This is a genomic window from Spiribacter halobius, assembly GCF_020883455.1.
Lineage (GTDB): Bacteria > Pseudomonadota > Gammaproteobacteria > Nitrococcales > Nitrococcaceae > Sediminicurvatus > Sediminicurvatus halobius.
The window spans coordinates 2,714,230-2,729,273 of the sequence record NZ_CP086615.1; the positions used below are offsets into that span (position 1 = coordinate 2,714,230).

At 64.2% G+C, this 15,044-nt stretch carries 10 protein-coding genes; 6 read left to right on the top strand and 4 right to left on the bottom strand.

The window, feature by feature from the left end:
* Positions 1-183: 183 nt before the first annotated feature.
* Positions 184-1,872 carry a putative bifunctional diguanylate cyclase/phosphodiesterase gene (locus LMH63_RS12400; RefSeq protein ID WP_109680000.1) on the top strand — a complete coding sequence of 563 codons (1,689 nt, stop codon included), beginning with the start codon at positions 184-186 and terminating at the stop codon, positions 1,870-1,872.
* A 39-nt stretch (positions 1,873-1,911) separates the two neighbouring features.
* Here LMH63_RS12400 and LMH63_RS12405 read toward each other — a convergent pair whose 3' ends face one another.
* The 3 genes from LMH63_RS12405 to LMH63_RS12415 all read right to left on the bottom strand — a co-directional run bounded on the left by LMH63_RS12405 (position 1,912) and on the right by LMH63_RS12415 (position 7,141).
* Positions 1,912-5,004, bottom strand: a complete 3,093-nt coding sequence (locus tag LMH63_RS12405; RefSeq protein ID WP_199225747.1) for a PAS domain-containing protein — start codon at positions 5,002-5,004, stop codon at positions 1,912-1,914.
* Positions 5,005-5,256: 252 nt separating this feature from the next.
* Entirely contained in the window at positions 5,257-5,655 is a 399-nt protein-coding gene (locus LMH63_RS12410) for a phasin family protein (protein ID WP_199225746.1), read from the bottom strand.
* 580 nt (positions 5,656-6,235) lie between these two features.
* A complete protein-coding gene (locus LMH63_RS12415; protein WP_229332585.1) occupies positions 6,236-7,141 on the bottom strand; it encodes a LysR family transcriptional regulator in 906 nt (301 codons plus the stop codon).
* 101 nt (positions 7,142-7,242) lie between these two features.
* Here LMH63_RS12415 and LMH63_RS12420 point away from each other — a divergent pair, with 101 nt between their 5' ends.
* Positions 7,243-8,214: a permease gene (locus tag LMH63_RS12420; protein WP_109680417.1), complete on the top strand. Its 972-nt coding sequence runs from the start codon at positions 7,243-7,245 to the stop codon at positions 8,212-8,214.
* Positions 8,215-8,726: 512 nt separating this feature from the next.
* On the opposite strand, the gene LMH63_RS12425 is transcribed toward LMH63_RS12420, so the two are convergent.
* The gene (locus tag LMH63_RS12425; protein ID WP_229332586.1) at positions 8,727-10,004 is read right to left on the bottom strand and encodes an HD-GYP domain-containing protein; all 1,278 of its coding nucleotides are present in this window, start codon (positions 10,002-10,004) and stop codon (positions 8,727-8,729) included.
* Between the two features lie 579 nt (positions 10,005-10,583).
* On the opposite strand from LMH63_RS12425, the gene LMH63_RS12430 reads away from it, so the two are divergent.
* The 4 genes from LMH63_RS12430 (at position 10,584) to LMH63_RS12440 (ending at position 14,983) form a co-directional block, all read left to right on the top strand.
* Positions 10,584-12,128, top strand: a complete 1,545-nt coding sequence (locus tag LMH63_RS12430; RefSeq protein WP_109680420.1) for a DUF262 domain-containing protein — start codon at positions 10,584-10,586, stop codon at positions 12,126-12,128.
* Between the two features lie 35 nt (positions 12,129-12,163).
* On the top strand, positions 12,164-13,114 hold the full coding sequence (locus LMH63_RS12435) for an IS1595 family transposase (RefSeq protein WP_229332587.1): 951 nt from the start codon (positions 12,164-12,166) through the stop codon (positions 13,112-13,114).
* 32 nt (positions 13,115-13,146) lie between these two features.
* Positions 13,147-13,344 carry an HNH endonuclease family protein gene (locus LMH63_RS19520; protein ID WP_109680432.1) on the top strand — a complete coding sequence of 66 codons (198 nt, stop codon included), beginning with the start codon at positions 13,147-13,149 and terminating at the stop codon, positions 13,342-13,344.
* A gap of 202 nt (positions 13,345-13,546) precedes the next feature.
* Positions 13,547-14,983, top strand: a complete 1,437-nt coding sequence (locus LMH63_RS12440; protein WP_109680425.1) for an IS1182 family transposase — start codon at positions 13,547-13,549, stop codon at positions 14,981-14,983.
* Positions 14,984-15,044: the final 61 nt, after the last annotated feature.

Here is a 15,044-nt window from a genome sequence, read left to right on the forward strand (position 1 = left end):
CGCCTGCTCACCGCCCAGAGAGCGGCCAGCCACGTTGTGACGTGGCTCTCGGAACAACGCCCGCATGGCACTTGAGTGTGGGTCGGAGAATTGATGACCTCCACAGCGTATGGCGGTAAAGAACCTTACGCGCGCCAACACTGTCGGGACTAAGATACCTGCGGAATTGACCTGAGGGGCGATATGGACATCCCATCCGTACTTGAACGTGCCTTTGACGCCGGTGCTCCCGTCGGCGGCGGCAAGCGGCTCGCGGTTGCAATCGGTGTACCGGTCCTCTTCGGGCTTGTTGCAATCCTCGTGTATGTGACCGGCGGCACCCAGAACGCGTATCTGCACCTGATCTATCTGCCGATACTTGCGGCGGCAGCGGCCTTCGGCATGCCCGGAGGCCTAGTGGCCGGGCTGATTGCCGGCCTGGTGGTGCTCGGGCCGGCAATGCCCATCGACACCGCGACCGGTGCGCCGCAGCCGCTTTCCAACTGGCTGTTCCGTGCGGGCATGCTACTGCTCTTCGGCATGGTCGCGGGGCTGACGGTGGGCCGGCTGCGCGAGCAACTCGACCGGGTGCGCGGGACGGCCTATCGCCATCCCTTCTCAGGGCTTCCCACACGGGCCGCGCTGGAGGCGATCCTTGCCGAGATCCTCGCCAGACAGCAGGGCAGCCAGCGCTATGCCGTGCTGACCATTCAGGTCAACAACAACGATCAGATCTTCAACATCCTAGGATCCGCGTTCATCGATGGGCTCCCCGGTGCCATCGCCGAGCGGCTGCGTCTGCTCTTCCCCCGGCGCTGGCAGATCTTCCAGAGCGATTCGGGCAAGCTCCTAGCGCTGGTCGGCGAAGCGACGGCCACGGTGATGGAGCGTGCCGAGCAGGTGGTTTCGCGCCTGAATGAGCCGGTCACCGTGACCGGTGTGCCGGTCTATATCGACGTTTCCGTGGGCGTCGCCTCGGTCGGCTACACGGACGATGTGCCGGACGCGGTCCTGCAGAAGAGCAACTTTGCGGCGGGGCATGCGCATCGCCTCGGCCTCACCGTGAAGGCCTACTCGCGCAGCGACCGGGGAGAGAACAGGCATCGAATCGACCTCCTCGCTGAGGTGCCGCGCGCACTCGAGGCAGAGGAGTTCAAGCTGCTCTACCAGCCCCAGTACTCGCTGGACAGTGGCCGGCTCGCCGGCGCGGAGGCGCTGCTGCGCTGGCGTCACCCGGTGAAGGGGATGATACCCCCCGGCGACTTCGTGCCGCTGGTTGAGGACACGGCGCTGATCAGCCGCGTCAGCGACTGGGTGGTTAACGCCGCGATTGCCCAGGCCGTGGCCTGGCGGGCCGCTGGCTTCGCGATCCCGGTGGCCATCAACCTCGCGCCGCGCAATCTGCACAGCCCCAAGTTCGTGGCGCGCGTCATCGAGGCGCTCGGGCATGCGGGCCTCGATCCGCGGAGTCTGGAGGTCGAGATCACGGAGACGGCGATCATCCAGGACAGCCGCGCCATGCACCGGCGACTGTCCCAGCTCAAAGAGGCCGGCGCCACCATCGCACTGGACGATTTCGGCGATGGCTACACCTCCGTCCGTCATCTCACCTCACTGCCGATCGACCGGCTGAAGATTGACCGATCTCTGGTCAGCCGCGTGCGCGCCGAGCGTGCACAGGCCCGGATCGTCTCAGCCATTCTGCTCATGGCAAGGGATCTGGGACTCCAGACCGTCGCCGAGGGCGTGGAAGACGAAGCAACCGAGACCTTCCTGCGGGAGCACGACTGCCAGTTCGCGCAGGGCTTCTTCTACAGCCGACCCGTCGCGCCCGAGGAAGTGCCGGGACTCCAGGTCGGTTGCCGGGGCGGGCGAACACAGAGCGATAAGTGACTCGGCACACCCATCATGGGTGTGCATTCGGGGTGACGGTTACTTGTCCAAGGCGGACCGCACGCTCGCCGCCAGCTCCCTGCGATGGTAGGGCTTGCTCAACAGCTGGACACCGGCATCGAGTCGCCCATCGTGGACGATGGCGTCCTCGGCATATCCAGACGAAAACAGCACCGGCAGGCCGGGCCGTAACCGGGCGGCCGCCTCGGCGAGCTCGCGTCCATTCATACCGCCCGGCATCAGGATGTCGGTGAGCAGCAGGTCGATGTGCGGGAGTTCGCGAAGGGCGTCCAACGCTTCCGGGCCCGAGGCGACGCTGGTAACCGTATATCCGAGGCTGTGCAGCTGCGCGGTGAGATTGTCGCGGACGAGGTCGTCGTCCTCGGCGACAAGGATGTGCTCGGAGCCGCCGACGAGCTCCGGCTCCGAAGCGCTCTGGGACTCCGTATCGCTGCGGCCGTTTACGCGGGGAAAATACAGCGTGACCGTTGTGCTTTTGCCTGGTGCGCTGTCGATGCTCACGTGGCCGCCCGACTGCCTGGCGAACCCATACACCATGCTCAACCCGAGACCGCTGCCGCGACCCGCTGCCTTGGTGGTGAAGAAGGGTTCGAAGGCCTGAGCGACCACGTCTTCGGGCATACCGCCCCCGGTGTCGGAGACAGCGATGCAGACGTACTCGCCGGAACAATCTTCGCTGTCCTCACGAGCATGATTCGCCTCGAAGCTGGCGTTGCTGAGCCTGATGGTCAGGCGCCCGCCGTCGGGCATCGCGTCACGGGCGTTGACCACGAGGTTGAGCAATGCCACCTCGAGTTGGCCCGGGTCGACCTCGGCGCACCAGAGTTCCCTCGAGGGTTCAACGGCCAGCTGGATGTGCTCCGGCAACGTGCGGCGCAACAGTGGCTCGAGCGAGTCGATCAGCCGATCCAGCACCACGCTCTGCGGTTGCAGGGGCTGGCGGCGTGCGAAGGCCAGCAGTCGGCTGGTAAGTTCGGATCCCCGCTCGGCGGCGGCCACCGTCAGCTGGACGAGCCCGTGCAGATCCTCATGACCGGCGAGGCGATCGCTCAGCACCTCCGCGTTGCCAAGGATCACCGTCAGCAGGTTGTTGAAGTCATGCGCGACGCCCCCGGTGAGCTGCCCCAGCGCTTCCAGCTTCTGGGATTGACGGATCCTTTCCTCGAGATCACGTCGCTCGCTCACATCGGTCGTGCTGCCAAGCATTCGAGTGGCGCGGCCCGCCTCATCGCGAACGATGAACCCCCGCTCGATGACAGTGGCGACGCCACCGTCGCTGCGCACGAAGCGGTATTCGTCCTCCCAGCGACTGGCCGTGCCAGCGAGGGCTGCCCGCAAGGCATGGAGAACGCGCGCTCGGTCCTCGGCGTGTAGGCGCCCTGTCCAGAAGTCGGGGGTTGGGTCGATTGCGCTCGGGTCGTAGCCGAAGTTCGTTTGGAGGCTCTCGTTTCTCCATACGTGATTGCGGGTGATGTCCCAGTCCCAGATGACGTCGTTAGTCGCTCTCGCGAGAAGGCCAAAGCGTTCGTCGTTGCGTCGAATCAGTTCTTCGGTCCGCCGGCGCCCGGTGACGTCGCGCTCTACCGCAACCCAGCGCGTATACCGCCCCGCGCTGTCGGCAATCGGAACGATGTCAATCTCGAGCCAGAGGGCCTGGCCGTTGCGCGTGTAGTTGAGGATTTCGGCACGCACGGGCTGCCGGTCCTGGAGCGCGCGTCGGACGCGATCGAGTTCGCCCCGGCTGGTTTCTGGTCCCTGTAGCAAGCGGGGCGTGCGGCCAATCACCTCATCGCGCGAGTAGCCTGTATGGCGCTCAAAGGCCTCGTTCACGTAAAGGATCCGGGGACCGTCGGGCGCCTCGATGGGTTCGGCCGCAGTGATTATGACGATGTCGTTGAGCCGCGAGACAGCGGTGCGCAGAAGCTGCAGCTCCTCCTGCTCGGCGCGTTCGCGGGTAACGTCCTGGAAGTAAACGGCAAGCCCCTCGGGGAGAGGGTAGGCCTTGACGCTCAGCCAGCGATCAAGCGGCGGATAGTAGGCGACGAAAGAAGCCGGCTCCCCGGTGTCCAGGGCGTGCCGGAAATGGTGGTGGAAGACCGAGTTCTCGGCCTCCGGAAAACACTGCCAGATCGGTTCGCCCAGGAGCTGATCCTGCGGCTTTCCAACAATCCGGGTCATTTCCCCGTTAACAAAGCCGAAGCACCAGTTCTCGTCCAGCGTGAAGAAGGCATCGGACATGTGCTCCAGGGCCTGGTGTAGGCGGCGCGCGAGGCGCTGACTGCGCGTCTTCGCAACGACCAGCTCGGAAACGTCCTGGAAGGCGCCGCGCACTGCGCGCACGGTACCGTCGTCGGCCCACTCCGGCTCACCGATGGCGCGCACCTGGATACGGTTGCCGTGGGCGGTCACCAGCTGCAGCAGCTCGTCGAAGGGCGTCCCGTCGTCGGCGCAGGTCTCGAGCGCACGACGGATCCGCTCGCGATGCTCGGGCACGTAGTACCCGATAGCCTGGTCCAGGGAAGGGCTCGTCCCCTCCGGTTCGCCATGAATGGCCGCGGTCTCGGCACTCCAGACGACCCCCGGGGGGTCCAACGTCACCCGCCAGCCTCCGAGGCGGGCGGCGTGTCCCGCGATACGCTGAAGCGCGCTGGCCTCCCGCGCCTGCTCCTCCGCCATCACCTGCCGGGTGATGTCCTCGACATGATGAATCAGGTGCTCCACGCGCCCGTCGGCATCGAGCAGGGGAGTATTGACGATCCGCCAGTACCGCAGCTCAAAGCTCTGATCCTCGGCCGGGCCAACCCGAATCGGGTAGCGCTGTCGCTCAATGGTGTGCGGCCGGCCGGTGGTGACGACCCGCTCCAGCGAAGCGCGGGCGGCGCTGACGACGCTGGGCTGGTCGTCCTTGGGGTCGTCGGGGAATACCTCGAACAGCGGCTGCCCGACGATGTCGCCGCGGCGCGTCATGGTCGCCTCGAGGTAGGCGTCGCTGGCAGCAACGATGCGCAGCTCCCGCGGATCCAGCACGAGCTGCTTCGCGGGGCTGGACTCGAACAGAGCCCACGCGCGCCGCGCGCTGAGCGTAGTGCCCGGGTTATGCTCTTTACTCAATCTGCCCCGCCCCCGGCGCGCAGCTGCCCACTCACTGTGGCATCCGCAGTCACGACGATCCCCCTATTGGGCCCTGGCGCGGCTGGCGTGCTGTGCAGACGTCGTAGGCTGCACGGTAACAGCGCCGCATGGCCTCGAAGGGTCCGACTGACCGCCGGTGCCACCCTCCACAAGGCGTACGCCCATGAAAAAACCGCCACTCCGGCGTATCCCGAGTGGCGGTTTTTCTGCACCTGAGCGCTAGCTCAGGACTTACTGGGTCTTCGCAGCAGCCTGCGTCGCCTTCCTGGCGCCTTCCTGGGTGGCCTTGGACACGCTCTGGGCGCTGTCCTGCGTGACCTTCTGCACGTTCTGGGCGAAGGTCTGGTTCAGGGCCGTGACCTTCTCTACGTCGTTCTTGACGCGCTCGCCCAGTTCCTTGGCGACCTTCTGCTGGCTCTCGACATAGGCCTGGACATCGGAAGGGCCTTTCACATCCAGAGCGGCGCGGGTCTGCTTCAGGCCCGTCTCGGTGTAGCCCTTGACGGTCTCGAGCTGCAGGTTGGTGAGCTGCTCGAAGTGATCCAGCACAAGGCTCGCGTATGCCCGCGCCGGACCGGCAATAGTGCTCTCGATCTGGCTCTGGAACTGGTTAACGGTGTCACTGTTCATCATCAATATCCTGTGGGTCGTGCATTCGGCAAAGGCCGTGTGCCTTTGTTGCTGTGCAATATAACCGAGGCATTGCTGCAGTGCATCATCATTTCACGATAGGTGGATGGCCACACTGATCGCCGTTCCGCGGCGACGGCGAGCGGTCACGCCACTGTTCGGACCGAAAGGCGCCGAAATCGTCTAGCACTAGGCGTACGTCGATTGACTTGGACTAGGTCAGCAGACTTGCCACAAGAAGCGCCCCCCTACCGGCTCATCAAGAATCACCGGTATCGGTCGAACTGCGTCCCGCAACGCACAGCGCCATGCTTTATGGTCCTGTCGCGTAGACTGACGCCAGGGACCAGTCCAGCTGCCGAGCCACTAGACTCCCCGGAGACAATGGCGCTGTTACAAGCCGGAACGCCGTGCCAACGCCCGACGGCCCGACTCCTTCGCCGAGCGGTTGCTCCCACGCGATGTCGCCGTGATCAGCTCCGGAATCCCGGGCCCCGCTCTGCGCCCCAGACTGCGGAGCTCGCGACGCCAACCGCAGCGGCGGCCGCCAGCAACAGGCTGGACCCGGGCAACCGCTGCATCATGGCGTCCCAACCGGTGCGGTGGCGTGGGCCGAGGGATCCCACGCCGCGGCAGCGGCATTCAGCGCCGAGGACAGCAGTCGGCCAAGGGTAGCGGCGGGTTCTGCGGCCGTACGGTCTGCGCGCAGCAGGATCAGGCGCGTGGTCGGCATGGGGGCCATGGACGCCGAGCCGGAGAAGGGGCGGAGATCACGGGTAGCGCTGCTCGCCCCGAGCAGGCCGACGGCGACGCCGGAGCGGATCGCAGCCCGAATGGCCGCTGCGCTACCGCTGCTGAATACGATGCGGTAGTCGATGCCGTGTGACTCCAGCGCCTCCAGCGCCCAGCGCCGCCAGCTGCATTCCTGATCGAACACCGCGATCGGGAGGGTGCCCTCGTCCGGTGGGCCCTCAGGGGCGGCGCTTCGCAACCACAGCGTAGGGTCTTCGGCGAGCTGCTCGCCCGCCGTGCGGACTTCATCGGCCAGCACGAGCGCCAGGTCGAGTTCGCCCGCCAGAACGAGGGGCTCGAGCAGGGCGGACCGCCCACAGGTGACCTCCAGGCTCGTCTGCGGATGCGCGCGTGTGAAGCGGGCGAGCACGTCCGTCAGCGTCCCGTCGGCGTACTCGTCCGGCAGCCCCAGCCGAAGCAGCCGGGGCGTGTCGGCCGTCAGGGCATGGGTTACCGCCTCCACGGCGTCCGCGGCGTGGCGGACGTAGGGCAGCAGGCGCTCCCCCGCCGCAGTGGGCCGCAGGCCCCCAGGCCCACGCACCAGCAGTCGGTGGCCGACAGCCGCCTCCAGCTTGCCGATCTGAAGGCTGACCGCGGACTGGGAGCGGTGAACGCGCCTGGCCGCCGCCGTGAAGGAGCGCGTCTCCACAGCTGCGAGAAAGGTTTCGAGCCAGTCAGAGCGGACCTGTGGCACTGTTACGTCCAGCTTTATTAATACCTACGCCCCATATTAATCGTTTTACTCATCTTCTGCGCCGGGCCAGTGTCAGCGACGACGCCACCCGGAGCCGCGCCATGCGCCTGTACACCCTTCTGACCGCCCCCCAAACGCCGGTATGGCTACTGAACGCGACCCTGCTCGCCGCGGCCGAGCTCGCCCTCGAGCCCAAGTTCCTGCTGCCGGTAGTCGAAGGACTAGCGGAGCTGCTGCCCGTCATCGCAATTGCCGCCCTACTCGCCGGCACCTTGAGTCTCGGCGACATCGCCTCCCGCGTGCGTCGATTCATCGGCGGCGGCACCTTGCGCGCTGTCGTCATCGGCAGCACAGCGGGCGCGGTGACGCCGGTCTGCGGTCTGGGCGTAGTGCCACTGATTGCCGCGCTGCAGCGTCAGCAAGTGGCGCTGCCGGCGATCATGGCCTTCTGGGTGTCGTCACCGATCACAGACCCGGCGATGCTGGTGATGACCGCCGGCGTGCTCGGCACACCCTTCGCCGTGGCAAAGACGCTGGCGGCGTTTGCCATGGGCGCGCTCGCGGGAGTGATCGTGGCATTGCTCCATCCCGCGGCTCCGGCGGCGCCCGAAGCGGAGCCGACATCCTGCACCGCGACCGCAGACGCGCGAGCTCGCTGGGCCGCATTCGCGCGGGAATCGCTGCGCAACGGCGAGCTCGCATTGCGTTGGATCACCCTCGCCCTGATTCTGGAGATCGGTATTCGGGCCTGGGCGCCCGAGCAGTGGATCAGCTTCGCCGTCGGTGGCGATCACTGGTGGTCCGTCCCCCTGGCCGCCACCGTCGCCGCGCCCCTCTATCTCGACGGCTATGCCGCGCTGCCGCTGGTGCGCGGCCTGGCTGAGGTCGGCATGTCCGCAGGCGCTGCTCTCGCCCTGCTGCTCTCCGGTGCTGTGGTGAGCCTCTATGCCGCGGTGGCGGTCTTCTCCGTCGTGCCACTGCGCCTGTTCGTGCTGTATCTTTTTACCGGCATGGCCGGTGCCATCCTCTGCGGCTACGTTGCGGCCCTCGTGGGCCTCACAATCGTCCACTGATGGAGCCACGGATTACCCGCAATGCCACGAGGTCTTCCCGACCGAGAGGTTCAAGCGGGTGCGTTCGGCGAAGCCAGGTCGGTCTCCGCGCATGCTCATTGCTTGACTGCAAGATCTGGCGCAACCCATTGAGAACACGGGGAACCTCCCGAGGGCTGGGGGCGTTGACGTCGAGAGCATCCGGTTCTACAAGCGCCAGCATCCGATCAAGCAACCGGCGGGTGTCGGCTTCCGAAGGCGCCCCTCGAGCCGACATACATTAAAGAAGCCCCGCCGGGGTACAGGCGGGGCCAGCATCAAACGTACGGGGCGTCAGGAGGGCCTTGGGAGGAGGAGAGGCAGCGACACCCCGCACGCATCGCCGCAGGGGTCGGGCCCGGCGAGACTGCCGACAGCGTCCCCCGACCACGCCACTACGGACCAGCTAAGCTCCACGCACGGGCACGACTGGTAAACCGAACACTTCTCAACGTTAACAATCTTTGGCGTCGACGATAGGTCGAAGCGCGCTCTCAGTGAGCGGCGATGTCGGCCGCGAGTACGGCGGCGACGTCGATGTCGTGAGCGCCCGGGTTGACCACATGACGGATGTTGCGGGTCTCGCGGGTATTGTCACGGGCGAGTACCGCGAGATTGAGCATGACGCGGCGATCGTACAGCCGGCCATCGGGGTGGCGCACGAGCATCACCACGGGGTGCAGACGAGCCTCGGGGCTTGCGGAGACCACGACGGCTAGCGAGCCGTCGTCGAGCTCGACCAGGCTGCCGGCCGGGTAGATACCGAGGCAGCGGATGAACGCCTCGGTGAGTTCCTGGCCGAAGTCCTGGTCAGCCCGCTCGAAGAGCAGGCGCAGCACCCGATCGGGGGGAATACCCTCCTGGTACGCCCGGTCGCTCGTCATCGCGTCGTAGACATCGCAGATCCCCACGACGAGCACCGGGCGTGGAATCACGTCCCCCGTAAGCCCCAGCGGGTAGCCCTTGCCGTTCACGCGCTCATGATGGAGGCGCACCATCTCCAGCACGGCCTTGGGCATGCCACCCTCCCGCGAGAGGAGCTCCACCCCTTCATCGGGGTGGCGCCGAATGATCTCCCGTTCCGCCTTGCTGAGGACCCCGGGCTTTTTCAGGATCGCCTCGGGGGTACGCATCTTGCCGACGTCGTGGAGCAGACCACCGAGGCCGAGCGCCTCGAGTTCGTCGCGCCCGAGACCGAGGTGCCGGCCAAAGGCGATGGCGAGCACGCAGACGTTCAGGCAGTGATTCGCGGTGTACTCGTCACGCTGGCGCAGGTTCGTAAGCCACAGCGAGGCGCTAGCGTTCTCCGAGATCACGGTGACCAGCTCCCGGACCACACTGCGGGCCGCGTCGGCATCGATGCTGTGCCCAAGCCGCGCGTCCTCGAGAATCCGGTCGACTACGCGCCGCCCACGGTCGCGCGCATCGCGGGCAACCCGCACCAGAGGCCAGAAGCGCTGGAATTCTGGATAGGCGGCAATGCCGAACGCCGCTGCCACATCACCGCGGTCTGGCGACGAGGGGGCATCCTCGTTGGCATCGCCTGGTGTTGCCGACGACTTACCCGCGTCCAGTTGGCGCAGGGCATCGCCCCGGGAGCGCGCCTCGTCGATGAAGACGTGGCGGCAGAGTCGACGCAGCTCCCGCAGCTCGGGTTCCCCCTCGATTGAGAAGCCCTGGAACAGGAACGGCGTACCCAGCCACGGACGATCCAATGCCACGACATAGAGCCCCGGCATGAGGTCACCGACAGCCACCTGCCTCTCACCCATGTGCGTCGCGCCCCCTGTGACGGCCGTCGATCCCAACCCGAAGTGACTGGCATACGCTTACGCGCAGTTTACCGCCGCCCGGCAGACTACTGCGCATGCCGACGCCCAAATAGTCTACGGAAGTGACGCTCCCCTTTGTGTGCGCTTCGCCCGGTATTCGCCGGTAGTGCCCGAGTGAGCGCTCCCCCACCTCTGCCGCGCCGCATCCTCCATACGCCGAACGCTCATTGGGGGCGTGACGCTGCATCGTCCGGGAGCACCTGCGCTCGCCACCATCCCACGCCCATTGCGGCGGACGAGCGGCGGCGCATGCGTGCGCCCCGAACCGCCGACTCGAGCAGGGTAAGCGCCGCGCCGTCGGCTCTTGCGCGACGCCCCAGGGGACTCATCCGGGGCGTGCCCGCTGCCCCCCTGTTGGTAGCCACCCTTGCCCAACTCGGGAACGGGCGTCGCGGAACCCCGACTGACATCGGCCAACGGCAGTCATACAACCGAAAATTGGAATATGAGACCCGAGCCCGGCTACTCTGATGCTGGAATGTTGGACGCGGCCGCTCGGCTACTTGAAGGAGATCAACGATGACTGCGCAGGCATCAGCAGGCTACAAGTTTATTCCCGACGCTATAGGCCATGTCCTAAGCGATCGCGCCTTAGCCGTGCCTGAATACCAACGTTCGTATTCATGGACAGACGAGCATATCGAGGACTTCTGGACAGACCTACGTAGTGCATTCTATCAAGACGAGTCGGAATACTTCCTGGGAACCATTGTGCTCTCGCAGGAAGGTGCCGAGGGCGCCGATACCATAATAGACGGCCAGCAACGCCTTGCTACGACATCTTTGCTCTTATGTGCCATTAGAGATGAATTCATGTCGCGCGGTGACGAAAAGAGGGCGCATATAGTCCATCGTGACAACCTTGTCGTATCCTCTTTGCATAGCGGAGAAGACGTAACTCGACTACAGTTAAATAGCGATGACCATCCGTTCTTTATGGATGCGGCCGCGCAGCTTCCCGCTAACTTTCCCCAGAAAGCGCTGCATACATCTCACAACCTCCTAATGGATGCCTACCGACAGCTGAGACAGTACGTACATAAAACAGCTGAAGACGCTGGGACAGAGTGGCAGTCACGCCTAGTAGCATGGATGAGCTTTCTTCAAAAGAAAGTAAGGGTAATCGTTGTCGAGGTCCCGACGCAGTCGGATGCCTTCCTTATTTTCGAGACCCTGAATGACCGAGGGGCTGATCTTACTATCGCTGACCTTCTAAAAAATTACCTATTCGGCCGAGCCCAGAAAAATCTAAACACCGTTAGAGATGGTTGGATGGAAGGACTCGGTGCTTTAGAAATGTCGGCGGAAAACTCCCTCTTTACAACATTCCTGCGCCAATACTGGAGCTCTAGGCACGGCGCGACTCGAGAGCGACAGTTATTCAAGAGCATAAAAGAGAACGTAGTCACACCTACTCAGGCCGTTGACTTCAGCCAAGAGCTAAAGCGGGCAGCTAGAGACTATGCTGCTATCCTAAATAGCGATCATGAGCGATGGAGCGCTTTTGGTACATCTACCCGAGACAACGTTTCAGCGTTAGTAAGGCTTAAGCTAGAGCAAATCCGCCCCCTCTTGCTTGCAGTTATGCAGCATTTTGATGACATGGAGTTGAGGAACACACTTAAAGCGCTATTATCTTGGGGTGTGAGGGGAATAATTGTAGGTGGCATAGGGGGCGGCAAGACAGAGAGGTATTATTGTCAATCCGCTGTAAATGTAAGAAATGGGACGATAAAGAACAGGCACGACTTGTTGTCAAGCCTTAACGATATTATCCCGACAGATGACGAATTTGCTTCTGCATTCGCGAAAGCTCGCGTGACTAACGCGAAGATTGCGCGGTACCTGCTATGCGCGCTGGAGCGAGCAGCGTCCCAGAAAAGAGACGCTGAACTCGTGCCAAGCGAAGATGAAGAACGTGTGAACCTCGAGCATATTCTTCCGAAGAGGCCTACGCATGCGGACTGGCCCGATTTCTCAGACGAGGAAGTAAAGGTATTCCTGATTAGCAACGATCGTCAGCTAGAGTCTGCTGGTGCGATTCGGAGGTGCCGCATATACTGATCATACGTTCAGTATTCATGCTCGAGGATCGCCCCATGCCCATGAACCGCATCCAGTTTCAGCCCGGCCTCTCGATGCCCAAGTTCCTCCGGCTCTACGGGCAGGAGTGGCAGTGCGCGGCGGCCCTCGAGCAGGCACGCTGGCCGGAGGGCTTCCGCTGCCCGCGCTGTCACGGGGCGGCGTACAGCCGCGTGCAGGGGCGCACCCATACGCTGTTCCAGTGCCGCGGCTGCCGCCATCAGACCTCACTGATCGCAGGCACCGTGGTGCAGGGCACCAAGCTCCCGCTGACCGTGTGGTTCCTCGCCATCTACCTCCTCAGCCAGGCGAAGACGGGGCTCTCGGCGCTCGCCCTCGCGCGCCAGCTCGGGGTGAGCTACCCCAGCGCCTGGCTGATGCACCACAAGCTCATGGCCGCCATGGCTGAGCGTGAGCAGCGCTACCGCCTCGCCGGCCACGTCCAGCTCGACGACGCCTACCTCGGCGGCGAACGATGCGGCGGCAAGTCCGGCCGGGGCTCGGAGAACAAGGTCGCCTTCCTCGCGGCCGTCTCGCTCAGCGACGAAGGCCACCCCCTGCGTACCCGCCTCACCCCCGTGGCGACGTTCACCACCGAGGCGGTGCGGCGCTGGGCCGAGGCGAGCGTGGTGCCCGGCAGCACGGTCTCCTCGGACGGCCTGGCGTGCTTTCGCGGCGTCACCGCCGCCGGCTGCACGCATCGCCCGACGGTGGTAGCCGCGCGCAAGCCGAGCGAACTGCCCGAGTTCCGCTGGATCAACACCGTGCTCGGCAACCTCAAAACGAGCCTCTCTGGCTGTCACCATGCCCTCGGCTTTCGCAAGTACGCCGCGCGCTATCTCGCGGCGTTCGCCTATCGCTTCAACCGCCGCTTCGACCTCGCCGCCCTGCCGGCGCGGCTGCTCGTCGCCGCCGCCAGCTGCGCACCGCAGCCAATGCGAATCATACGGGCTGAGGCTCATTGCTAATCAGGAAGGTATTTGTGGATCGGATTGGAAATATGGTTCCGCTCAGCAAGGGAAAAAACGATAAAATTGGAAACAAGCCATGGCCCGAAAAGAAACCCATTCTTGCCAGCTCTGAAATGTTGTTAACTAGAGATGCGGCAAAACGCCCGAAGTGGGACCAAAGTGCTATTCAGGAGCGTCAAGAAGAGATGGCCAAATTGGCTCTAGAGGCATGGCCTCGGGAACCTTAAGCATATCGACAAGTGGTGTTGTACTTCAGCCGGATTGGACGACTGAGGCCCTAGCGCGGGGCAGAATTTAAGAGATTGCGGAGGCTGTCCAGAGATTGAACTATAACATTCAAATGCTGTTTACGACCGTTAGCTCTGGGTCCAGGCTGTGTGAAAACCCGGGGTATACTGGGTTCCTCGGCGGTAAGGCGGGGACCAAGCGATGAAGCGCTTCGTTGTCGGCGAGGCCCGTGGTCAAAGCACCCTGTTCCCGGCTTACCTTGATGACTTCATCGCAGACGACAATCCGGTCCGGGCCGTCGAGGCGTTCGTGGAAGGTCTCAATCTCCGGGCCTTGGGCTTCGACGGTGTCGATCCGCACGCCACGGGCCGCCCCGCCTATCATCCCGCGACGCTGCTCAAGATCTACATCTACGGTTACCTGAATCGGATTCAGTCGAGCCGACGCCTGGAGCGCGAGACTCAGCGCAATGTCGAGCTCATGTGGCTGGCCGAGCGCCTGTCACCGGACTTCAAGACCATTGCCGACTTCCGCCGCGACAACGGCAAGGCGATCCGGGGGGTGTGCCGCGAGTTCGTGCTGCTGTGCCGGCGGCTGAATCTCTTCTCGCAGGCGTTGGTGGTCATCGACGGCAGCAAGTTCAAGGCAGTCAACAATCGCGACCGTAACTTCACCGCCGCCAAGATGAAGCGGCGCATGGAGCAAATCGAGCAGAGCATCGAGCGGTATCTCGGCCAGCTCGATTACGCCGATCGCGACGAGCCCTCGGTAGCGGAGGCGAAGACGACACGCCTCAAAGAGAAGATCGCACGACTCAAGGAGGAAGCGCAGCGCCTTGCGGCCATCGAAGTACAGCGCCGCCAGGCGTCCGATGAACAGATCTCGCTGACCGACCCGGACGCGCGCTCCATGGCCACCAGTGGCCGCGGCACCGGCATGGTGGGATACAACGTGCAGACCGCCGTGGACAGCGAGCACCACCTGATCGTCGCCCACGAGGTGACGAACATAGGTAACGATCGCGGGCAACTGGCCAGAATGGCCACGCAGGCCAAGGAAGCGCTGACAGCGGAGGAACTCACGGTGGTCGCCGACCGAGGCTACTTCAAGGGCGAGGAGATCCTCGCCTGCGAAACCGACGGCATCACCACCTATCTGCCCAAGCCCCAGACCTCGGGGAACCAGGCGAAGGGATTATTCCCGCGACACGCTTTCCGCTACCGGAGCGAAGACGACGAGTACGAATGCCCGGCCGGCGAGCGCCTCCGATGGCGATTCACCACCGTCGAGAAGGGACAGACGCTTCACTGCTACTGGAGTTCGGCCTGCCCTGGGTGTTCGCTGCGCCCCCGGTGTACCGGTGGTCAGCAACGGCGCATCAAGCGCTGGGAGCATGAAGCCGTGCTGGAGGCGGTCCAGGCAAGGCTCGAACGTCGCCCGGAGGTCATGCGCATCCGGCGGCAAACTGTCGAGCATCCATTCGGCACACTGAAATCCTGGATGGGCTCAACGCACTTCCTGACGAAGACGCTCGAGCACGTGAGCACCGAGATGAGCCTCCATGTGCTCGCCTACAACCTCAAACGGGTCGTCAACATCCTCGGTTGCAGACCCCTGGCCGAGGCCATGCAGATTTGAGTGGCAGGGCGGCATACCGTCCCGAAACCGCCCAACGGCCCTCCTAGGGAATAATCGGCCT

What these genes read in the sequence shown, in the direction of transcription:
- LMH63_RS12400 (WP_109680000.1), top strand. Translation starts at nt 184, where the DNA reads ATGGACATCCCATCCGTACTTGAACGTGCCTTTGACGCCGGTGCTCCC.
- LMH63_RS12410 (WP_199225746.1), bottom strand. Translation starts at nt 5,655, where the DNA reads ATGAACAGTGACACCGTTAACCAGTTCCAGAGCCAGATCGAGAGCACT.
- LMH63_RS12420 (WP_109680417.1), top strand. Translation starts at nt 7,243, where the DNA reads ATGCGCCTGTACACCCTTCTGACCGCCCCCCAAACGCCGGTATGGCTA.
- LMH63_RS12425 (WP_229332586.1), bottom strand. Translation starts at nt 10,004, where the DNA reads ATGGGTGAGAGGCAGGTGGCTGTCGGTGACCTCATGCCGGGGCTCTAT.
- LMH63_RS12430 (WP_109680420.1), top strand. Translation starts at nt 10,584, where the DNA reads ATGACTGCGCAGGCATCAGCAGGCTACAAGTTTATTCCCGACGCTATA.
- LMH63_RS12435 (WP_229332587.1), top strand. Translation starts at nt 12,164, where the DNA reads ATGCCCATGAACCGCATCCAGTTTCAGCCCGGCCTCTCGATGCCCAAG.
- LMH63_RS19520 (WP_109680432.1), top strand. Translation starts at nt 13,147, where the DNA reads ATGGTTCCGCTCAGCAAGGGAAAAAACGATAAAATTGGAAACAAGCCA.
- LMH63_RS12440 (WP_109680425.1), top strand. Translation starts at nt 13,547, where the DNA reads ATGAAGCGCTTCGTTGTCGGCGAGGCCCGTGGTCAAAGCACCCTGTTC.